21 protein-coding genes are annotated in these 21,203 nt (G+C 69.1%); 16 read left to right on the top strand and 5 right to left on the bottom strand.

Annotation, left to right across the window (positions count from 1 at the left end):
* Positions 1-159 precede the first annotated feature (159 nt).
* Genes pucL through uraD form a run of 3 tightly spaced genes read right to left on the bottom strand, consistent with a single transcriptional unit; the run spans position 160 to position 2,040 of the window.
* The gene (gene pucL / locus ACWDO5_RS05800; protein ID WP_450528715.1) at positions 160-1,092 is read right to left on the bottom strand and encodes a factor-independent urate hydroxylase; all 933 of its coding nucleotides are present in this window, start codon (positions 1,090-1,092) and stop codon (positions 160-162) included.
* 5 nt (positions 1,093-1,097) lie between these two features.
* On the bottom strand, positions 1,098-1,496 hold the full coding sequence (gene uraH, locus ACWDO5_RS05795) for a hydroxyisourate hydrolase (protein ID WP_450528713.1): 399 nt from the start codon (positions 1,494-1,496) through the stop codon (positions 1,098-1,100).
* Between the two features lie 4 nt (positions 1,497-1,500).
* Positions 1,501-2,040: a 2-oxo-4-hydroxy-4-carboxy-5-ureidoimidazoline decarboxylase gene (gene uraD / locus ACWDO5_RS05790; RefSeq protein ID WP_450528711.1), complete on the bottom strand. Its 540-nt coding sequence runs from the start codon at positions 2,038-2,040 to the stop codon at positions 1,501-1,503.
* Positions 2,041-2,754: 714 nt separating this feature from the next.
* On the opposite strand from uraD, the gene ACWDO5_RS05785 reads away from it, so the two are divergent.
* The 3 genes from ACWDO5_RS05785 to ACWDO5_RS05775 all read left to right on the top strand — a co-directional run bounded on the left by ACWDO5_RS05785 (position 2,755) and on the right by ACWDO5_RS05775 (position 6,644).
* Positions 2,755-4,500 (top strand): amidohydrolase, encoded by a 1,746-nt coding sequence (locus ACWDO5_RS05785; protein ID WP_450528710.1) that lies wholly within the window; start codon positions 2,755-2,757, stop codon positions 4,498-4,500.
* 258 nt (positions 4,501-4,758) lie between these two features.
* Positions 4,759-5,061, top strand: coding sequence for a hypothetical protein (locus ACWDO5_RS05780; protein WP_450528708.1), 303 nt, complete (start codon positions 4,759-4,761; stop codon positions 5,059-5,061).
* On the top strand, positions 5,058-6,644 hold the full coding sequence (locus ACWDO5_RS05775; RefSeq protein WP_450528707.1) for an amidase: 1,587 nt from the start codon (positions 5,058-5,060) through the stop codon (positions 6,642-6,644). Before ACWDO5_RS05780 ends, ACWDO5_RS05775 begins: the two co-directional genes overlap by 4 nt.
* 318 nt (positions 6,645-6,962) lie before the next feature.
* On the opposite strand, the gene ACWDO5_RS05770 is transcribed toward ACWDO5_RS05775, so the two are convergent.
* A complete protein-coding gene (locus tag ACWDO5_RS05770) occupies positions 6,963-7,340 on the bottom strand; it encodes a helix-turn-helix domain-containing protein (protein ID WP_450528706.1) in 378 nt (125 codons plus the stop codon).
* Positions 7,337-7,591, bottom strand: coding sequence for a thiamine-binding protein (locus tag ACWDO5_RS05765; RefSeq protein WP_450528705.1), 255 nt, complete (start codon positions 7,589-7,591; stop codon positions 7,337-7,339). The genes ACWDO5_RS05770 and ACWDO5_RS05765 overlap by 4 nt, the downstream gene beginning before the upstream one ends.
* Positions 7,592-7,752: 161 nt before the next feature.
* Here ACWDO5_RS05765 and ACWDO5_RS05760 point away from each other — a divergent pair, with 161 nt between their 5' ends.
* From ACWDO5_RS05760 to ACWDO5_RS05700, 13 genes are all read left to right on the top strand, one after another.
* Positions 7,753-8,838, top strand: a complete 1,086-nt coding sequence (locus ACWDO5_RS05760) for a lytic murein transglycosylase (RefSeq protein WP_450528703.1) — start codon at positions 7,753-7,755, stop codon at positions 8,836-8,838.
* 52 nt (positions 8,839-8,890) lie between these two features.
* Complete coding sequence (locus ACWDO5_RS05755) at positions 8,891-9,937, top strand: RNA polymerase sigma factor (protein WP_450528701.1); 1,047 nt, start codon at positions 8,891-8,893, stop codon at positions 9,935-9,937.
* 101 nt (positions 9,938-10,038) lie between these two features.
* Positions 10,039-10,983, top strand: coding sequence for an ABC transporter ATP-binding protein (locus tag ACWDO5_RS05750; RefSeq protein ID WP_450528699.1), 945 nt, complete (start codon positions 10,039-10,041; stop codon positions 10,981-10,983).
* Positions 10,980-11,750 (top strand): MlaE family ABC transporter permease, encoded by a 771-nt coding sequence (locus ACWDO5_RS05745; protein WP_450528697.1) that lies wholly within the window; start codon positions 10,980-10,982, stop codon positions 11,748-11,750. Before ACWDO5_RS05750 ends, ACWDO5_RS05745 begins: the two co-directional genes overlap by 4 nt.
* Before the next feature lie 3 nt (positions 11,751-11,753).
* The gene (locus ACWDO5_RS05740) at positions 11,754-12,572 is read left to right on the top strand and encodes an MlaE family ABC transporter permease (RefSeq protein WP_450528695.1); all 819 of its coding nucleotides are present in this window, start codon (positions 11,754-11,756) and stop codon (positions 12,570-12,572) included.
* 7 nt (positions 12,573-12,579) lie between these two features.
* Positions 12,580-13,845, top strand: a complete 1,266-nt coding sequence (locus ACWDO5_RS05735; RefSeq protein WP_450528693.1) for an MCE family protein — start codon at positions 12,580-12,582, stop codon at positions 13,843-13,845.
* Positions 13,842-14,894, top strand: coding sequence for an MCE family protein (locus ACWDO5_RS05730; protein ID WP_450528691.1), 1,053 nt, complete (start codon positions 13,842-13,844; stop codon positions 14,892-14,894). Before ACWDO5_RS05735 ends, ACWDO5_RS05730 begins: the two co-directional genes overlap by 4 nt.
* Complete coding sequence (locus ACWDO5_RS05725; RefSeq protein ID WP_450528690.1) at positions 14,891-15,871, top strand: MCE family protein; 981 nt, start codon at positions 14,891-14,893, stop codon at positions 15,869-15,871. Before ACWDO5_RS05730 ends, ACWDO5_RS05725 begins: the two co-directional genes overlap by 4 nt.
* 14 nt (positions 15,872-15,885) lie before the next feature.
* Positions 15,886-17,010, top strand: coding sequence for an MCE family protein (locus tag ACWDO5_RS05720; protein WP_450528688.1), 1,125 nt, complete (start codon positions 15,886-15,888; stop codon positions 17,008-17,010).
* A complete protein-coding gene (locus ACWDO5_RS05715) occupies positions 17,007-18,290 on the top strand; it encodes an MCE family protein (RefSeq protein WP_450528687.1) in 1,284 nt (427 codons plus the stop codon). The genes ACWDO5_RS05720 and ACWDO5_RS05715 overlap by 4 nt, the downstream gene beginning before the upstream one ends.
* Complete coding sequence (locus ACWDO5_RS05710; protein WP_450528685.1) at positions 18,287-19,567, top strand: MCE family protein; 1,281 nt, start codon at positions 18,287-18,289, stop codon at positions 19,565-19,567. The genes ACWDO5_RS05715 and ACWDO5_RS05710 overlap by 4 nt, the downstream gene beginning before the upstream one ends.
* On the top strand, positions 19,540-20,115 hold the full coding sequence (locus ACWDO5_RS05705; RefSeq protein WP_450528683.1) for a hypothetical protein: 576 nt from the start codon (positions 19,540-19,542) through the stop codon (positions 20,113-20,115). Before ACWDO5_RS05710 ends, ACWDO5_RS05705 begins: the two co-directional genes overlap by 28 nt.
* Positions 20,116-20,215: 100 nt before the next feature.
* Positions 20,216-20,911: a hypothetical protein gene (locus ACWDO5_RS05700; RefSeq protein WP_450528681.1), complete on the top strand. Its 696-nt coding sequence runs from the start codon at positions 20,216-20,218 to the stop codon at positions 20,909-20,911.
* Positions 20,912-21,203: the final 292 nt, after the last annotated feature.

Genomic DNA, 21,203 nt, shown 5'->3' with positions numbered 1-21,203 from the left:
GGCGAGTCCGTGATGCGCGTACCACCGCATCTTTACGGTCGTGCGCGCGGGTGGTGCGCAGATGCCCCCGCTCCCCTTCGGGCCCCCGGGAGCCGGAAAAGTCTCCCGGGGGTCGACGCCGGCGCGCGCGTCAAGGGTGTTGAGGCGCTCCGACCGAGGTCAGAGGTTGGTCATGTCGACCGGGATCTGCGGTTCGACGCCGTCCCGCAGGATGGTGGCCTCGATAAGCCCGTAGGGGCGGTCCGCCGCGAAGTAGACCGAGTTGTCGTTGTTTTCGTTCTTGAGGCCGAACGGCTCGAGGTCGACCAGGAAGTGGTGCTTGTTCGGCAGCGAGAAGCGGATCTCGTCGATCTCGCTGCGGCTGTTGATGACGCGCGAACCCATTTGGTACAGGGTCTGCTGGAGCGAGAGGGAGTACGTCTCAGCGAAGGCATGGAGTATGTGCTTCTTGGCTCGCTCGTAGGACTCCTCCCAGTTCGGCATCCGCTCCTCGTCGGACGACCAGCTGTAGCGCCACTTGGCGGACACCTGGGTCGCGAGGATGCGGTCGTACGCCTCCGGGAGCGTCGTGTACTTGTCCTTGACGTAACCCCAGAACTCGGAGTTCGTCGAGTTCATCACAGTGAGGTCCTTCAGACCGGAGATGACCTGCCACTTCTCACCGTCGAAGGTGATCTGGGCGACGCGGGTCTCCTGGCCCTTGCGGACGAAGGAGTGCTTGACCTCGTCGGCTCCGATGAGCTTGGAGTTGTTGTCCGAGGTCTCGATGCGCTCCCAGGCGTACTCCTCGATGCGGATGCGCGCCTGGTGGATCGGCTCCTGGCTGGTCACGAAGTGACGGGCCAGGTGGATGCCGAACTGTTCGGCGGACTCGATGCCGTACTCCTTGGCGAACGCGTACACCGTGTTCTTGGAGGTGTCGGTCGGCAGGACATTGGCGTTGGAGCCGGAGTAGTGGACGTCGTCCATGTCGCCGGAGAGGGCGACCGAGACGTTCAGGTCCTTGATGTGGTGGGTGTCGCCGTCCCGCGTGATCTTGACGACGCGGTTCTCTGCTTTGCCGTACTGGTTCTGGCCGAGAATCGTGGGCATGTCTGCTAGCTCCCTCGGTAAACGGAGTAGCCGAACGGGTTGAGCAGCAGCGGTACGTGGTAGTGCTCGCCCGGCTCGACGGCGAAAGTGATCGCCACCTCCGGGAAGAACGCACCGCTGTCCCTTACGCGGGGGGCGTCCTGCTGCGCCTCGGCTTGCTTGGTGGGCTGGTTGGCGAAGTACGCCTCGGTCTCGAAGTCGAGACGTACGTGGGTCGTTGTCTCCGGCAGCGCCGGCAGGTCCTTGCAGCGCCCGTCCGCGTCGGTCTTCGATCCGCCGAGCGTCACCCACTCCGCGTCGAGGCCGCTGCGGGCCGCGAGGGAGATGGCGACGCCCCCGGCGGGGCGTCCGACGCTGGTGTCCAGGATGTGCGTGGACACCGATGCGGTGGTCTCGGTGCTCAAGACATCACTCTCCTTCTGCTACGAGGCGGGTCAGCCGGATGCGGTTGATCTTGCCCAGCTCGGTGCGGACGATTTCCCGCTCCTGCCCGGGCGAGTTACCGATCCGCTCGCGGACCGCGTCACGCATCTGCTCACCGGTGCGGCCGGTGGCGCAGATCAGAAAGACATGTCCGAACCTCTCCTGGTAGGCCAGGTTCAGTTCCAGCATTTCAGCCTTGAGCTCCTCACCGGCCCCGGCCATCCCGCTCTGTTCGCGGGATGAGGTGGGGTCCCCGGGCTTCGGCCGGCCGATCGGCGGGTGCCCCGCCATCGCCTCGGCCAGGTCCTCGGCACTCAGCTCGGCCATGGCGGCGTCGCTTGCGTCGAAGAGTGCCTCCACCGTGGCGTACGGACGCTGGGCAAGCAGCTTGCTCCCCCACGCCGAACTGGCGCACACCTCGTGCAGGGCGGCCAGGGCCGCGCTGTCCTGCGAGGTGTTGAACCGGACGAGGCCCGCCGGGGGTCCGGGGGCCACCCCGGGCAAGCGCTGTGGTCCTGAAGTCACGGGAGCCTCCGTGGCTGTTTTTCGCTGTGCGTTCGGACGGGCTGCGGATAGCTAACGCCCTCGGCAACACGACGTCAACACTTTGTTGAAAATTCGGCATCATGCACCGCCCACTACGTCCGCATGACTCCACCGCCAAGCCACCCGGTGCGTACTACATCCATAGTGCGGACGATCCCCCGGCTTTGCCGACAGGAGATCGTCGGCCATACAGGCGGGCCCGCGCCGGACCGCGGCCATCCCGACCGACTCCCCGATCCGACTCTCCGATCCGGGTCGCCGATCCCGGGTCGCCGAGGCGACGGCGCGTGACGACACGCGGGGACTCGGAGGGACGAGGTGACAGGGCGGGCGCGGAGCCGGCCGGCGAGCAGGATGCTTGCAAGATCGCGGTCTGCCTGCCTCGCCCGGGCTCGCGTTTGACGTGCTCATCGCAGCCGCGGCCGCCGCCGGAGCGGCATCGATGACCGCCGGGGCGCCGGTGCACCCCGTCACGACGTCGGCAAGACCGTGAAACGCGAACTGTCCGTCGAGGCACACCGCAACCGCACTCGTTGAAGAACACGCTCAGAACGCCCAGCAGCGCATCGGCACACTGTTGGGGTTCGGTAACTCTCCCGTGATTCAACAATCTTGACACAGTAACAATCCAGGGCCAAGGTGCAGATCGTTTGGGAGAAACCCCTTTCTACGCACTCATCCCCGGAGGCGCGCGTGTGCGACCTGCACGATCACCACGACCATGACCATGACCACGACGGGGCAGCACTCGCCAGCGGATTGAGCCGCCGCCAGATCATCGCCATGCTCGGCGCGGTCGGCGTGACAACCGCGGCGACGGTGGCCGCGGCGGACCCGGCAATGGCTGCGGCGACGGATACCGCCGAGGCCACGGTTGCCGGCTACACCGCCCCGACCAACCTCGCGCAGGACTCCCCGGCCAAGACCACCGCCCTGCAGTGGATCGCCGCCGGCGCAAAGGACATCACCGGCCTCGACGACGAGGTCTGGGAGAACGCCGAGCTGTCGCTGCGGGAGTGGAAGTCCTCCCTGGCGCATGCCGACTTCCTCGAGGCCAACGGCTTCACCGTGGAGTTCGGCACGGCGGGCTTTCCGACGGCCTTCACCGCGACATTCCGGCAGGGCAAGGGCGGCCCGGTGCTGGGCTTCAGCGGCGAGTACGACGCACTGCCCGGTCTGTCGCAGAAGAAGGGCGTCGGACAGCACGACCCTCTCGAGTACATCCACGACCCGTACGCCCCGAGCTACGGCCCCGGCCACGGCTGCGGCCACAGCGCGCTCGGCACGGCAGCCTCAGCCGCCGCCGTCGCCGTGGCCAAGGCCGTCCGCAAGCACGGCATCGACGCCACCGTGAAGTTCTTCGGCTCCACTGCCGAGGAGGCGCTGATCGGCAAGTCGTATGCGGTCAGCAAGGGCGTGTACGACGGGCTGGACGCCTTCCTCGACTGGCACCCCTCCGTCTCGAACGCCACTGGTTGGGGCAGCAACTCCGCGATGACGGCGGTGACCTTCACCTTCCTCGGCGTCTCCGGGCACGGCGGCACCCCGCTCGGCAACAAGAGCGCGCTGGACGCCGCGGTCATGATGGCAACGATGTCGGAGTTCCTCCGGGAGGAGAACCTCGCGCCGTCCGGTCGCCTCCACTGGGTCATCAACAACGGCGGCGACATACCCAACGTCACGCCAGAGGTGGCCGAGATCTCGTACTACGTACGCGAAGGCAGCCCGGCCCGAGTCCAGGTGTTGCTGGACAAGGTGATCGCCGTCTCCGAGGCGGCGGCGAAGGCCAGTCAGACGTCAGTACAGCACCGGATCACCTCTTCCTGCTGGAACCAGCTGCCGAGCAAGTCCTTCGCCGAGCTGATGCACGACAACATGCGGCAGATCGGCCCGCCGACGTACTCCGAGGCCGCGCAGACCCTCGCCAAGGAGATCCAGGCATCCCTGGGCCTGCCCCAACGGGGCCTGCACAGCGAGATCGCCGCCCTCACTGCCCCCAACCCGGTCTTCCTGGGCGGCGGCTCAACCGATGTCGCCGACATCAGCTGGCGGGTGCCGACCGTCTCCATGGGCGCCGCCCTTGCCCCCATCGGGTGCAAGATGCACAGCTGGGCGACGGCCGCTTGCGCCGCCGCGGACCCCGGTCACGCCGCAGTACTCGCCGCCGCGAAGTACTTGGCCGCCACTGCAGTGGATCTGCTGACCCAGCCGGAGCGGCTCAAGGCCATCAAGGACGAGTTCGCGACGCGTACGAAGGGCGTGCAGTGGAAGACCGCACTGCCCGACGGCTATGAGCCGCCGATGTACGAGCCGCCTGCGTGGTTCTTGACGCGGACCAAGCAGAGCTGGCCGCCGAAGAACATCACCTGGCCGCCGAAGCGGATCGTCGCCCGCGAGAAGTTCGCCTCACTGGGCCCCGACCTCGCACCGCAGACCTGATGATGCTGCCGCTCACCGCCCGCTGTCCCGTACAGCCGGCGGTGGGCGGCAGCCCAACAAGCACCGAAACCCGATCCGGACCCGAAGAGATCGTGGCCCTGCTTGTCCCGGAGGCGGCCATGCATCCCGTTCTGTTCAGAAAATGGCGGAACTTGGCCGGTAGTACGGGTGCGGCATGTAACGCCGCCGCATCACTTGGTCAATGAACTTGACATAAAAAACTGGTTGATTGCGGCACAAGTGATCATTGGAGGATCCGTGAGCGAGCCGCAGCAGCCAACCGACGAGCAACTGGACACGTACATACGCGCCAGACTCGCGCTGGCCGGAGTCGACCTCAACCAGCTCCCCGTAAGCAGCGATTCGAAGACGGGCGCGCCAACTCGGGCGCAAGCCCTGGCATCGCTGCGTACGTTCGTCAAAAGCACCCCGCCCGCCATCGCCAACTGGACGCCGGCCGTGAGCGGCGCCTGGGCGCCCGCGTACGCGCAGCAGGCCTCGCCGCCGCTGGAGTACCCGTCGATCACCGAGGCCTGGACCGGAGAGGCGGACGGACGATGAGCCGCGAGGTCAACCGCCGGGCGTTCCTGGCCCGTTCCACCGCGATTGCCGCGGGTGTCACCCTGGCCGCGCAGGCCGTTCCCGCCTCCGCCACGACCCGCACGCCGACGGTCACCGTACCGAACGTGCCGGTACGTGATGCGGCACGCAAGGACCCGACCGAGGCAACCCTCGCCGAGGCAGCCGTCCTCATGCGGCGGGGACAGCTGAAGGCCGTCGACCTCGTGCAGGCACACCTGGACCGGATCAACGAGTACGACGGGACCTACCAGGCGTTCGCCGCCGTGCTCGGTGACCAGGCCCTCGCCGAGGCACGCAAGGTCGACCGTGGACAGGGCAAGCGCGGACCACTCGCCGGTATCCCGCTGTGCATCAAGGACAACTACTTCACGAACGGCGTTGCGACCCGCGCCAATTCGTTCATCTTCGCGGACTTCGTGCCGGGCGAGGACGCCACCGCGGTCGCCCGGCTCAAGGCAGCGGGCGGCATCGTGCTCGGCAAGGGCCAGATGGGCCCGCTCGCGACCACCCGCGCGACCACTCCGAACGGCACGATCACCACGGTCAACGCCTGGACGCCCAACGACCCGTCCACCGACCCCGGAGGGTCGTCCACCGGCCCCGCGTGTGCTGTCGCCGCCCGCATGGCGACATCCTCGATCGGCACCCAGACCGGCGGCAGCATCACCATGCCGTCCAACCAGCAGAACCTGACCGGGCTGAAGCCCACCATGGGCCGCACCTCCATCCACGGCATCATCCCGCTGTCCTACACCCGCGACCACAGCGGGCCGCTCGCCCGCGACGCGATGGACGCGGCCATCATGACGGCGGTCCTCGCCGGGCCGGACCCGAAGGACCCGCGCACCCTCGGACTGCCCGCCCTGCCCGATCTCGTACGCTCCGCCACCCCCGTCGTCTCGGGCGGCGGAAAGGTCCGGCTGCGCCGGGCGACGCGGATCGGCGTCCCCGCCGACTTCCTTGGCAGCGCGTCCGGTGACGTGCTGTCCATACGCAAGACCTTCCTCGACAAGCTCGCCGGGATCTCCGGCGCCACGATCGTCGATGTCACCTACCCCGACGACTGGGAACTGCTCACTGGCACCTTCAACGCCATTCGGCTCAGCGAACGTACCGAGCCGTTCCGCCACTGGCTGCGCACGGATCCCACGGCCTTCGGCGTCTCGCTGCTCACCTGGCTGCAGGGGCTCATGCTCTCCGGTGATGAGTGGATCACCGGCCAGCGCGCCAAGAACCACCTCCTGCGGGAGGTGCTGGACGGCGTCATGGACCGCTGCGACGTGGTCCTCCAGACCAGCCCGGTGCCCTTCGACATCCTCGGCCTGCCGGAGATCGCCTTCCCGATCGGGTTCGACAGCGCCCAGGTACCCGTGGGCGCGACCCTCGGCGCCGGCCCGTACGAGGAGGACCGGCTCCTGGAAGTCGCCGCTGCCTACCAGGCGGTGACGGACTGGCATCTGCGCCGTCCCACGGACCCGGCCACCACGAAGCTCCGCTCCCTGATGGCTGAGCCGAACCGGCCCAGGATCACGGCAGAGGAGGCAGCGGCGACCTCGTCGTAGTTCCGGTTCTGCCGTCCCGACGGTACGCAGAGCCCCGCCGAGTTGGAGGAAACCTCCAGGCCGGCGGGGTTCTGCCGGTCGCGGAACCGGCTCACTCGACCAGCCGCCCATACCGCTTCGGCGGCTCCGTCGGGACCACTGTGCCGCGCGGCGAGCATCGGCGAGGACGCGCGGGTCCGGCAGCAGCGAGCGGACGGCCGCCGGAGTATGCAGGTGGTGGGCCCCGGAGCGCTCGGGCCTCATCGAGTCCGACAACGGCGATGCCGGCCCGGTCCGCGAGGCCGCGCAGGGTGTCGCCGGGCGGCAGTGAGCGCCGCCCTAGCTGTCCTTCTCGGCGTTCTCCCTGTTGAGGTAGTTGTAGACGGTGAAGCGGCTGACGCCCAGGGCGCCGGCCACCGTCTCCACTCCGTGCCGTACTGAAAAGGCGCCGCGCGCCTCCAGCGTCCGTACGACCAGCTGCTTCGTCTTCCGGTCCAGCTCGGACAGCGGCATGCCGTGCCGACGCTCCATGGCGGCCAGAATGTGGTCGAGTGAGTCCGACAGCTGCGGCAGCCGCACGGCCAGCACGTCCTCGCCCTCCCAGGCCAGCACCACATCGTCGGAACCGGCCTGCTCGGGGCTCAGTATCTCGGCACCCAGCGCGTCGACGAGCGGCTTCACAGCGCTGACGAGGGGGTGATCTCCCGGCTGGGTCACTTCTCGCCCTCCCCGATCACATTGATCTGCAACGAGACACGAGTGGCGCCGGCCTCCAGGGTCCGGCGCAGCAGCGCGTCGACCGCGTTCAGCACCTCGTTGGCGCCGCCCTCCGCCGTATTGCCGAACGGGCCGACGTCCACGGCGTCCAGCTCGGCCGCCTGGATGACCTCGCGGGCGACCACCGCATGGGCCGGCGCTTCATCGAGGTCGAAGGGTTCGGTGGTGAACTCCACCCGCAATCGCTCCATGCGCCCACGTTAGCGGTGCCCTCCGCCGCCGTCGGCGCCGTCCCGACCGGGAAAAGGCGCAGCTGCGCGCGACGAACCCGCGATGTCCCCGCGTAGAGCAGGTGACGCAAACCGCGCCGGGCCTCATCTCCGGCTCGGCGGCACTGGGAGGGGTCCGCATCATGACAGGGCGCAAGATGACAGGGCGCACGCGCAGGGGTGTCAAGGCAACAGCGGTCGCGACGGCGGCCATGGCGGCGCTGACCGCCTCACGGGCGCCGGGGCCGGCGGCCCACGCCTCGGCCCCGGCTCAGCGTCCGACGCCACCGCCGGGGCAGAGCGTCTCCGGCGACACCCCGTACCGCACCGAGCTTCCGCCGCTGCGGGCCCGCGAGACGGGACGGGGCACGGACAGCTCCGCCGCCCCGGCCGGCGGCGCGCTGCCGGCCACGATACTGGCCGCGTACCGGCAGGCCGAGTCGGATCTCGCACGCAGCGCGCCGGGCTGCCGTCTGCGCCGGCAACTGCTGGCCGCGATCGGCCAGGTGGAGTCCGGGCAGGCGCGCAGCGGCCGGGTGGCCGCGGACGGCACGACCGTCGCACCGATCCTCGGCCCCCGGCTGGACGGCAACGGGTTCGCTCTCATCAGGGACACCGACGGCGGGGTGCACGACGGGGACACGGCGTACGACCGCGCCGTCGGTCCTATGCAGTTCATCCCGTCGACGTGGGCCACCTGGGGCTCCGACGGCAATGGCGACCAACGCAGCGATCCGGGCAACGTCTACGACGCGGCACTCGCGGCCGGCCGCTACCTGTGCGCGGGCGGGCGGGATCTCTCCGACCCGCACGACCTGGACCTCGCAATCCTCGGCTACAACCACTCCGCCGCGTACCTGCGCACGGTCAAGGCATGGTTCGGGTACTTCCTCGAAGGACATCGGATGGTGCCGGACCTCGGCGGATCCGCCATCCCCCCGGCTCCGGCGTCGTCCCGTCCGGCGCGACCGAAGCCGTCGGCCTCCACGGCTCCCGTACGCCCGGCCGGCCCGCGTGTCGCATCCCCCGAGCCGTCCTCGCGCACGCCCTCACCGTCGAAGACCGCGCCGGGCGGCGGCGTGGAGTCCGCAAAGCCCGTGCTTCCCGTCCCCACAAGCGGTGTCGAGCTGCCCGGCGACGGTGTCCTGCCCGGCACAGGTCCGCTGGCCAGCAACGGTAAGGACTCGATGAGCGCCACCCCCTCCCCAACTCCGGATACCCGGCGGTAATGTCGCCATCCGCCGGACAGCCGAACCGGCGGGTGAGCGCAAAGGGGCCCTCATGGCGACGGACATGCCTGCGTACTCGGGCGGGCGGGCGGACACCGCCGCCCACGAGCGATGGCAGCACGCGTGGAGCCACCGCGAGCAGTTGCTCAAGGTGGCCCGCCGCCGCTCCATGAGCGTGGAGGACGCCGAGGACGCCGTGCACGAGGCCATGCTGCGCGCTGCCGAGAACCCGCACCTGGACGACGAGCGGCTCGGCGCGTGGCTGACGACAGTGACCATGCGGCTGTGTGTCGACCGGTACCGGCAGGTCAACCGCGAGGCCGAGGTGCGCAGCAGCGCGACGCTCGTACCGCCGGGCCCGGTGCCCGTCGACGAGGTGGTCTGTGACCGGGCCGAGGCCAAGTGGCTCGCCGTGCGCACCGACGAACTGCCCGCCCGGCAGGCTCAGGCGCTCCGGCTGAGGTCCGAGGACCTCGACGTCGGGCAGGTCGCCCACGAGATGGGGCTGAGCTACCGGACGGTCGAGTCGCTGCTGGCGCGGGCCCGGCGGACGCTGCGCAATACGCTGGCCGGCACGCTGGGGCTGGCCCTGTGGCTGTGCGGTCGAAACCGGCCGCGCACGGGCGTGAACGCGCATGCGGTGGCCGCGGCCTCGACGGCGGCGACGCTGGTCGTCGCCGGGTTCGTTCTGCCGTACGCTCATGACTGGGGCGGGTCTGGTGCCAGCCCCTCGAAGCCCTCGGGCGTGCAGACACCGGACCACGGCCGTGCGGAGCCGCCCGCCGCCCGCACCCCCGCGAGGACGGCGTCGGGAACCGCCACGAGCGGGACGGACGCGACCGGAGGCCGGTTGCCCCCACTGCCGTCCCTGCCGAAGGTCACCCTGCCGCCACTGCCCGCCCCGGACGTCCCCGAAGTGCCGGACGTCCCTGAAGTGCCGGACGTGCCCCTTATAACGGACGCAACCAGGATGACCGTGCCCTCCGTGCCGCCGGCCACGCCGCCGGTGCCGGAGCCCCCGGCCACGCCGTCCGCCCCGGCACCTCTGCCGCCCCCGTCGCTGCCCGCGGCCACCTCGCACGCCGGCGTTCACCCCTGATTTCGCGCCCGTAAAAAATTTCGTGCTTCGGCGCGACGGACGGGCCGCCCTTCCCCGTAGAGCAGATGTCGGAGCTGCTCCACTGCTGAAGGGTGAACCGGATGGGTGTCGAGATCTGTGTGGAAGGGCTGACCAAGTCCTTCGGCCACCAGGTCATCTGGCAGGACGTTTCGCTGACGCTGCCCGCCGGCGAGGTTTCGGTCATGCTCGGCCCCTCGGGCACGGGCAAATCCGTCTTCCTCAAGACGCTGGTCGGGCTGCTCAAGCCGGACACCGGCGCCATCCGGATCGCGGGCACGGACATCACCAAGCTGCGTGAACACGACCTGTACGAGGTGCGCAAGCAGTTCGGCGTGCTGTTCCAGGACGGCGCGCTGTTCGGGTCGATGAACCTTTACGACAACATCGCCTTCCCGCTGCGTGAGCACACCCGCAAGTCGGAGAGCGCGATCCGGCAGATCGTGCTCGAGAAGATGGACATGGTCGGGCTCATCGGCGCCGAGGAGAAGCTGCCCGGCGAGATATCCGGCGGCATGCGCAAACGGGCCGGCCTGGCGCGGGCCCTGGTGCTCGATCCGGAGATCATCCTCTTCGACGAGCCGGACTCGGGTCTCGACCCGGTGCGCGTGGCGTATCTCAATCAGCTGATCGTCGATCTCAACGCGCAGATCGACGCGACCTTCCTGATCGTGACGCACGACATCGCGTCGGCCCGGCAGGTCCCGGACAACATCGGGCTGCTCTTCCGTCGCGAGCTGGTGATGTTCGGCCCCCGGGAAGAGCTGCTGACCAGCGACCAGCCGGTCGTACGGCAGTTCCTGAACGGCCGGATGCAGGGGCCGATCGGCATGGCGGAGGAGAAGGACGCCGCCCAGGTCGAGCAGGAGCTGGCGCGGCTCGGCGACGGGGACCTGCGCGCTCCCAAGGGCGCCGACGAGATGACGCCCCGCCTGCTGCCGAGCCCCGGGATCACCCGGCCGCCCCGCTGGGAGGCGATCGCCCGGCGCGAAGCGGCGCCGAACAAGGTGGAGGTGGCGGACGCATGAGCCTGTCCCCGGTAGGCGCGTTGAGACATTCCGGCAGCCTGTTCGCGATGGCCCTGGACGTCGTACGGACCTTCCCCAGACGTCCGTTCCAGGTGCGGGAGTTCATCCAGCAGGCCTGGTTCATCGCGAGCGTCACCATCCTGCCCACCGCCCTGGTCTCCATCCCGTTCGGGGCGGTCATCGCCCTGCAGATCGGCAGTCTGACCCGCCAGCTCGGCGCGCAGTCGTTCTCGGGCGCGGCCTCGGTGCTGGCGGTGCTGCGGGAGGCCTCGCCGATCGTCACCGCGCTGCTGATCGCGGGCGCGGGCGGCACCGCGATCTGCGCGGACCTCGGGGCGCGCAAGATCCGTGAGGAGATCGACGCGATGCAAGTGCTGGGCATCGACCCGATCCACCGCCTGGTCGTGCCGCGGGTGCTGGCCTCGATGGTGGTGGCCGTGCTGCTCAACGGCCTTGTGTCGGTGGTCGGGGTGGCCGGTGGCTACTTCTTCAACGTGATCCTGCAAAACGGTACGCCCGGCGCGTATCTGGCCTCCTTCACCACCCTCGCCCAACTGTCCGATCTATGGGCGGCCGAGCTGAAGGCCCTGGTGTTCGGCGCCATCGCGGCGATCGTCGCCTCGTACAAGGGACTGACCGCGAAGGGCGGGTCGAAGGGCGTGGGCGACGCCGTGAACCAGTCGGTGGTGATCACTTTCATGCTGCTTTTCGTGACGAACTTCGTGATGACCGCGGTGTACTTCCAGGTCGTTCCGCAGAGGGGTTGACCGATGCCGCTGATGAATCGTCTGCTGCTGGACCGGCTCGAGGAGCTGGGCGGCCAACTGTCCTTCTACGGACGCTCGCTGGCCTGGACGGGCCGCACCCTGCGCCGCTACAAGAAGGAGATCCTGCGTCTGCTCGCCGAGGTGAGCTTCGGTCGCGGGGCGCTGGCAGTCGTCGGCGGGACGGTCGGCGTCATCGCCTTCCTGTCCTTCTTCACCGGCACCGAGGTCGGCCTGCAGGGCTACGCCGCGCTCAACCAGCTGGGCACCTCCAACTTCGTGGCATTCCTGTCCGCGTACTTCAACACCCGTGAGATCGCCCCGCTGGTGGCCGGTCTCGCCCTCTCGGCGACGGTCGGGGCCGGGTTCACCGCCCAGCTCGGAGCCATGCGGATCAGCGAGGAGACCGACGCGCTTGAGGTGATGGGCGTCCCCTCGCTGCCGTTCCTGGTGACCACCCGGATGATCGCCGGCTTTGTCGCCGTGATCCCGCTGTATGTGATCGGGCTGCTGTCCTCGTACTTCGCGGCGCGCACCATCACGACGGGCTACTACGGGCAGTCCGCGGGCACCTACGACCACTACTTCCAGCAGTATCTGCCGCCGGTCGACGTCCTGTGGTCCTTCGGCAAGGTGATCGTCTTCGCCGTCGTGATCATCCTGGTCCACTGCTACTACGGCTACTACGCGAGCGGCGGCCCGGCCGGTGTCGGGGTCGCGGTCGGCCGTGCCGTGCGGACCTCCATCGTCGCCATCAATCTCCTGGACTTCTTCCTCAGCCTGGCGATCTGGGGCGCCAACACGACCGTACGGATAGCGGGGTAGAAGATCCATGCGCATTCCGATTCCCGTCCCGACGCACGGCGCGCGACTGCGGGTGTACGGCATCGTCTTCATCGCGGTCATCGCGCTTTTGCTGTCGCTGTCCGTCGCCGTCTACCAGCAGATGTTCGTCTCGGTCGTACGGATCACGCTGGAGGCCGACACCCTGGGCAACCAACTGGACCCGCGGGCCGACGTCAAGCTGCGCGGGCTGCTGGTCGGCGAGGTGCGCGCGGTCCGCGCGGACGGCGAGAAGGCAACGCTCGACATCGCTCTCAAGCCGGAGCACGTCTCCCGCATCCCGGCCGATGTGCACGCCCGGCTGCTGCCCAAGACGCTGTTCGGCGAGAAGTACGTCGATCTGGTCGCGCCGAGCGGCTCCGCCGGGCGGCACATCCGCGCCGGGGACGTCATCACCCAGGACCGCACCGAGGCCGGCATCGAGCTCCAGCATCTGATGAACGATCTGCTGCCGCTGCTGCGGACCGTGCGGCCCTCCGAACTCAACGCCACGCTGTCGGCGTTCGCCACCGCGCTCGACGGGCGCGGCGACCGGATCGGTGCCAACCTCACCCGTTTCGAGCGCTATCTGAGCCGGCTCAACCCGCACATGCCGTCCATCAAGGAAGACATCTCGCGGTTCGCCGATGTGGCCGCGGTGTACGGGGACGCGGCGCCCGATCTGCTGAGGATCCTGCGGAACACCGTCACCACCAGCCGCACCGTCGTCGAGCAGCGGGACCAGCTGGCCTCCGCGCTCACCGCAACCGCCGACGCCGCCGGCACCGCGAACGGGTTCCTCGACGAGAACGAGGGCCGGCTGATCACCCTCGGCCGCGTCTCGCGCCCCACCCTGGCCCTGTTCGCCCGCTACGCGCCGGTCTACCCCTGCCTCCTGGACGGCCTGGTGAAACAGACAGCGGCATCCGAAGAAGCCTTCAAGGGCGGGGAGATGCGCATCACCCTCGAATTCGTCCGCCCCCGACCCGCGTACCAACCCGGTGAGGAACCGCGTTATGCAGATCGTTCAGGGCCCGATTGCAGAGGGCTGCCCAGCCCCCGGGTTCCCGCACCGCACACCAAGCTCAATGACGGTACGTCGGAGCCCGGCCCGGGAGGCGGCACGCCTGGTGCTGTGTCCGCCACCAAGGCCGAGCAGCGTGCGGTCGGCTCACTCGTGGCACCCGTCATGGGAGTTCCGGCCGACGAGGTGCCGGCGGTCGCGACGCTGCTCTTCGGCCCGATGGCCCGCGGAACGGCGGTGAGCGTCGCATGACCAAGTCAGGAGCCACCCAGACCGCGGCCCCGCTGATCAAGTTCAGTCTCTTCGCCGTGGTGACGGTGCTGGTGACGGCGATGCTCGCGGTCACCATCGTCAACCTCTCCTTCACCCCGCAGGAGACGTACCGCGCGGTGTTCAGCGACGTCACCAGCCTGGAGGAGGGCGACGACATCAGGGTCGCCGGAGTGCGGGTCGGCGAGGTCGAGGACATCAGGATCAAGGGCGGCAGCATCAAGGACCGCACGCTGGCGGAAGTCACCTTCACCGTCGACCGGAACCGTCCGCTGCTCTCCAGCACCGGCGCCGTCATCCGCTACCGGAATCTGGTCGGACAGCGGTACATCGCGCTGACGGAGGGCGCGGGTGACGGGACGCCACTGGCGCCCGGCGCCCGGATCCCGCTGGCCAGGACCCAGCCGGCGCTCGATCTCAACGCGCTGCTGAACGGATTCAAGCCGCTCTTCGCCGCGCTGAGCCCGGACGACATGAACCAGCTCGCCACCGAGATCATCAAGACGCTGCAGGGAGAGGGCGGGACGGTGAAGAGCCTGCTCGCTCACACCGCCTCGCTGACCACCACACTCGCCGACCGGGACAAGCTCGTCGGGTCCGTGATCGACAACCTCAATGAGGTGCTGCAGACGCTGGACAAGCGCGGCGCCCGCTTCTCCGGGCTGCTCAAGCAGTTGCAGCGGCTGATCTCCGGGCTGTCCGCCGACCGCAAGCCCATCGGCGAGTCGCTGACCAACATCGGCCAACTGACCGAGGCCACTTCGGGCCTGATCGAGGACGCCCGCCCGCCGCTGCGCGACGACATCGCCGAGCTTACCGACCTCACTGGAACGCTGAACAAGAACGAGAAAACCGTGGAGGGCGTGCTGAAACGGCTGCCGACCAAGCTGAACAAGTTGACGGGGACGGCGTCGTACGGCTCCTGGTTCAACTTCTACCTCTGTGACTTCGACGGCCGGATCGTGCTGCCGAAGACCAGGCAGGTGCTCACCCCTGAGCTCCATGTCGCGCGGGCGAGGTGCGGCCAGTGATCCCCTTCCGTGAGCGCAACCCCGTAGTGATCGGGGCCGTCGGCATCTCCACGCTCGCGCTGCTGGCCGTCGCGGCGTTCAACGCCGACAGCCTGCCGCTGATCGGCAACGGCGAGACGTACAGCGCGGCCTTCTCGGAAGCGGGCGGCCTCAAACCCGGCGACGAGGTGCGCATCGCCGGGGTCAAGGTAGGCAAGGTCGACGAGGTCGATCTGGACGGCGACCATGTGAAGGTGACCTTCCGGGTCAAGGGCGACCCGCAGTTCGGCACCAGCACCGGCGCGGCCATCCGGATCAAGACGATCCTGGGCGCCAAGTACCTCGCGGTGCAGCCGAAGGGGGCAGGACAGCTACGGCCGGGCAGCGAGATCCCGCTGAACCGTACGGTTCCGGCGTACGACGTCGTAACGGCGTTCAGTGATCTGACCACCACGACGGAGAAGGTCGACACGGACCAGCTGGCGAAGGCCCTGGACACCATCTCCGGCACCTTCAAGGACTCGCCGGCCGACGTGCAGGCATCCATCAAGGGGCTTTCGAGGATCTCCCGTACGGTGGCGTCCCGCGACGAGGCCCTGCGCGAACTCCTGGATCACGCCAACGGGGTCACGGGCGTCCTCTCCGAGCGTTCCGGCGACTTCTCCCGGGTGATCAAGGACGGCGACAAGCTGTTCCAGGAGATCTCCAGGCGGCGTGCGGCGATCCATGCGCTGCTCAAGAGCTCGGCCGCGCTGGGCATCCAGCTCTCCGGCCTCGTCGAGGACAACCGCAAGGAGATCGGCCCGGCGCTCAAGGGACTGAACACGGTGGTCAGCATGCTCGAACGCAATCAGGCCTCCCTCGACCGCAGCGTCAAGCTGCTCGCCCCCTATGTACGGGTGTTCACCAACACGCTCGGCAACGGCCGCTGGTTCGACAGCTATATCCAGAACATCGTCGCCGCTCCGGTGGTTCCGCGGACGGGAGGCTCGCGATGATGGGGGGGTTCCCGATGAAACGACGACTGGCTCTGGTCACCGCGCTGGTGCTGGTCGCCACCTCCGGGGCGATCGTGCTCTGGCCGCGCTCGTCGCCGGTCAAGGTCACGGCGTACTTCCCGCGCACGGTCGGCATCTACCCCGGCTCGGACGTACGCGTCCTCGGTGTCCGCATCGGCGAGGTCAAGAAGATCACTCCGAGCGGCAGCAAGGTGCGGGTGGAGCTGGAGTACGAGGCCGGGCGCAAGGTCCCCGCCGACGCCAAGGCAGCGATCATCAACTCCTCGGTGGTCAGCGACCGTTACGTACAGCTGCTGCCGGTGTACCGAAGCGGGCCGGCGCTGAAGGACGGCGCCGTCATCCCCGAGAACCGGACGGCCGTCCCGGTCGAACTGGACCGCGTCTTCGACAGCCTCCACACGACGGCCGAGGCGCTCGGTCCGCGCGGAGCCAACGCGGACGGTTCGCTGTCCCGGCTCCTCGGGGTGAGCGCGGACAACCTCCAGGGCCAGGGGAAGCAGCTGCATCAGACGGTGGAGGATCTGTCGCTGGCGGTCAGCACCTTGTCCGACGGCCGGAAGGACCTGTTCGGCACCGTACGGAATCTGCAGGTGTTCACGGCTGTCCTGGCGGCCGACGACGACAGTGTCCGTTCCTTCAACGACAACCTCGCCAAGGTGGCCGACCAGCTGGCCGGGGAGCGCAAGGACCTCGCGGCGGCACTGCGGTATCTGGGGGTGGCGCTGCGCGATGTGACGGAGTTCGTCAAGGCGAACAAGAAGACGCTGACGGCCGATGTGAAGGGCCTCAGCAAGGTCACCAAGGTGCTCGTCACCCAGCGGGCGGCGCTGGCCGAACTGCTGGAGGTCGCCCCCGCCGGACTGTCCAACCTGCAGAACGCCTACAACCCGTCCTCCGGCACCCTCGACACCCGTAACAACCCGGACCATCCCCAGGACCCGGCCGCGCTGCTGTGCTCGCTGCTGAAGACGACCGGTGACACCGGCGGGAAGAACCCCGACTGCCAGGAGCTGGAGAAGCTGTTCGGCTCCCTTCCGAAGCTGTCGTCGAACGTGCCGGCCGCGGGCACGGGACCGGTGGACAAGACCCTCGGCGGAATCCTGGAGGCCCGTGCATGAGCGCGCTGCGCAAGGGGAGGGCAGCCGTCTGGGCGGCCGTCGGCTCGCTGTTGCTTTCCGGCTGCGACATCAACGGCTGGTACGACGTACCGCTGCCCGGGGGCGCCGCCTCGGACGGCAACGCCTTCCGGGTCACCGTCGAGTTCAGGGACGTCCTCGATCTGGTTCCGCAGTCGTCCGTGAAGGTCAACAACGTCACCGTGGGCGCCGTCGAGCAGGTGGAGCTGGCCGACTGGCACGCCCGGGTGCGGCTGCGGGTGGCCGATTCGGTGAAACTGCCCGCCAACGCGGTGGCCGAGCTGCGGCAGACCAGCATGCTCGGTGAGAAGTACGTGGCGCTGTCCGCCCCGGCGGGTACCGCGCCCGTCGGCAGGCTCACCGACGGCGCCCGGATCCCGCTGTCCCGCAGCGGCCGCAACCCGGAGATCGAAGAGGTGCTGGCCGCCCTGTCGGCTCTGCTCAACGGCGGCGGAGTGGCGCAGCTCAAGACCATCACCACGGAGCTGAACGAGGCCCTGGCGGGCCGGGAGAACCGGGTCAAGTCCCTGCTCACGGAGCTGGACACCTTCCTCGGCGGTCTCGACAGCCAGCGCGCGGAAATCATCCGCGCGCTGAACGGCATCGACCGGCTGGCGAAGCGACTCGCCAAGGAGAAGACGACGGTCGCCCAGGCCGTCGACACCATGCCGCCCGCCCTGAAGGTGCTGGCCGACCAGCGCCGGAATCTGACAAAGATGCTCACCTCCTTGTCGAAGCTGGGCACGACAGGCACTCGCGTGATCAAGGCCTCGCGGGACGATGTGATCGCGAATCTGACGAGCCTGCGGCCGATCCTGGAGCAGCTGAACAAGGCGGGCAACGATCTGCCCAATGCCCTGGAGCTCATGACGACGTATCCGTTCCCGCGCAATGCTTCGGACGCCATCAAGGGCGACTACGTCAATCTCAAGATCACCGCCGATCTCGACCTGGCAAGCATCTACGGCAACCTCGCCGACGGGACCGAGAAGCCCAAGGCCCCGGGGAAGCCCGGGGTTCCGGCACTCCCGGGCGTCCCGGAGGTCCCCGAGGTTCCAGGAGTTCCCGGCCTGCCGCAGCCCTCCAAACCGACGTCGCCACAGGTTCCGGGCTCTCCGGGCGATCCGCCGGCCCCTGGCGATCCGCTGTGTCCGCCGGTGTGCACCAGCGGCTACGCCTCGTACGACGAACACGGCGACGGCTACCCGCCCGGAGTCGATCTCGCTCTCGCGGAGCTCATGCTGAAGGGGATGCAGCCGTGATCACACGCAGCGTCAAGACGCAGTTGGTCGCCTTCGCCGCCGTGACCGCCGTCGGCGTGTCCTACGTCGGCTCCCAGTACACGGGGCTGTCCGAAGCGGTCTTCGACCGCGGGTACACCGTGCGGGCCGACTTCGCCGCGTCCGGAGGCATCTTCAAAGGCGCCGAGGTCACCTATCGCGGAGTGCCGGTGGGCCGGGTCGGCGAGCTGCGGCTGACCGGATCCGACGGCGTGTCGGTGGCGCTGGACATCGAGGACGAACAGCAAATACCCGCGGACACCCTGGCCGTGGTGGCGCACCGTTCGGCTGTCGGCGAGCAGTACGTCGATCTGCAGCCGCGCGTCACCGGCGGTCCCTATCTGCGGGACGGCAGCACCATCGCCCGCGGGGATACGCGGGTGCCGCTGCCGTCCACGGATCTCGTCCTGAGTGTGGACCGCCTGGTGAAATCCGTCGGCAAGGACGATCTGCGGATCACCGTCGACGAGCTGGGCAAGGCCTTCGCGGGCACCGGCCCGCACCTGAGCCGGCTGGTGGACTCGGGCAACCTGCTGGTCGAGTCGGCGTCCGACTCGCTCCCGCAGACCATCGCGCTGATCGAGGACTCGCGCAAGGCGCTCAAGACGCAGGCCGACAAGGGCTCGGCCATCAAGTCGTTCTCCCGCGACCTGGCTGACCTCACCGCCGAGTTGAAGTCCAGTGACGGTGACATCCGCAGACTGACCGGCGCGGGCGCGCCCGCGGCGAACGAGCTGAACTCGCTGCTGAAGGCCAACCGGACGCACCTTCCGGTGCTGTTGGGCAATCTGATCAGCGGCGGCCAGGTCACGGTGGCGAGGCTGCCTGGCGTGGAACAGGCCCTCGTCACCTTTCCCGTGGTGGTCGCGGGCAGCTTCACCGTGATCCCGGGCGACGGCACCACCCACTTCGGCATGGTCGTCAATGCCGACGAGCCGCCGGCGTGCCGGCAGGGCTACGGGACGCAGCGCCGCGACCCCGCGGACACGAGCGAGCGGCCGGCGAACACCGACGCACGCTGCACGGCCCCGCGCGGCAGCGAGACCTCGGTCCGCGGCGCCCAGAACGCGCCCGGCTCCTCGGGATCCGCCGCTGCGGGCGGCGCCGACCCGGCCGCGTTCATCACCCCGTACGACCCGGAGACCGGCACCGCAGCCGGTCCGGACGGATCGCTCGTCGAGATCGGCTCGACGGGCGGAGAACAGAATGTGTTCGGAAAGGACTCGTGGCAATGGCTGCTCGTCGGACCGATGGCATGACCGGCGGCCGCGTCGCGCGCGCGACACGGCGGCTGCGCGAGCTGGGCATCAGGCTGGTCGAGGCCGCACGGCGCGGGAGGGCACTGCCCGCGACGCTCGCCGTGGCGACAGCCGTGACGACCGCGCTGAGCGTGTGGCTGGCTGTCCAGCTGTACGAGCAGCGCACGCAGGAGCAGCGGCATCAGGCCATTCTGGCCGCGGCACGCCAGTCGGCGCTGAACTTCACCTCGCTCGACTACCGGCACTACGCACAGGACAGCGAGACCGTGCTGAAGGGCGCCGCCGGCGACTTCAAGGAACAGTTCGCGGCGCAGACCGCGGAACTCACGAAGCTGGTGGCCGCGAACAAGTCGGTCTCCGAGGGCCAGGTGCTGGAAGCGGGCATCACCCGGGCCGACGAGAAAACCGCCCGGGTCCTGGTGGTCGCCGACAGCAAGGTGACCAACACCGCAGCCCCCGAGGGTCAGGCCCGCACCTACCGGCTGCAGCTCGACCTTGTGCTAGAGAACGGTCGCTGGCTGACGTCCAACGTCGAGTTCGTCGGCTGACCGCGTCGCCCGGACACACCCCGTACCACCAGTGAGGAGAGACACCGTGGCGAACCCCAGCACGCGGAGCCGCCGCGCCGGCTCACCAGGAAGCCGGTCCATGGCCGCGGCCGCCCGCGCCGCAGCCAGACGCGCCAAGCGCACCGACCCCGACTCCGGTCTCGACGACATGCAGGTCCCGGCCCTGGTGGCCGCCGGGCGGGTCCTGCAGACGGAGGACCCGGTAGAGGAACCCGCTGAGGAGCCGGCCGCGGAAAAGGCCGACGACGGCCCCGCCCGGCCGTCGCGCGGGCGGCGGCGCGGACTCGTAACTGCTGCGCTCGCCGTCCTGGTCGTGGCAGGGCTGGTCGCGATCGCCGTGCTCGGGTGGAAGTACGAGGAAGCCCGACGCACGGACCGGGCGCGGGCACAGGCACTGACAACCGCGCAGAAGGCGGCTCCCGTGATCCTGTCGTACGACTACCGGCATCTGGACCGGGACTTCGCCGCGGCGCGCGGCCACCTCACGGGCTCCTTCCGCGACGAGTACCGGCGGACGACCACGACAGTGGTGGCCCCGACCGCCAAGAAGTACAAGGGCGTGGTCAAAGCGACGGTGGTGAAGCCGGCGGGCGGTGGCGCGTCGGCGGCATCGGTGGTGTCGGCCTCACCGGACCGGGCCGTCGTCCTGCTCTTCGTCAACCAGGTCACCAGCAGCACCCAGATTTCCGGCCCCCGCGTGGACCTGAACCGGGTACGGATGACCCTCACGCTCACTTCCGGGGGCTGGAAGGTGAGCGCGGTCGACGCCCTGTAGCGCCCGTGCCGGCCCCGCCCTCGCGGGCCGTAGCCACCCGAGACCCACCAAGTGCCTCCCGAGCCGGGGTCGCCGGAAGCCTGAGAAGGCCTTCCGCCCCCGCTCGGGAGGCTCTTTTTGTGGGCCCGCCCCTTGACAGCACTGCCGCCCACCAGGCAATCTTCCGTTAGGCAGAAACTGACTTCCGCAATACGGAACTCCTTTGCCGCCGGGTCGCCGCAGTCGAGCAGCCGGCCGAGGATCTCCTCCACGGATCCGGCGGCGTAACAGTCGTCGATCCACTCGCGGTGCC

Source organism: Streptomyces sp. NPDC000880 (assembly GCF_053599675.1).
This window is presented reverse-complemented; position numbering and strand designations above follow the sequence as displayed.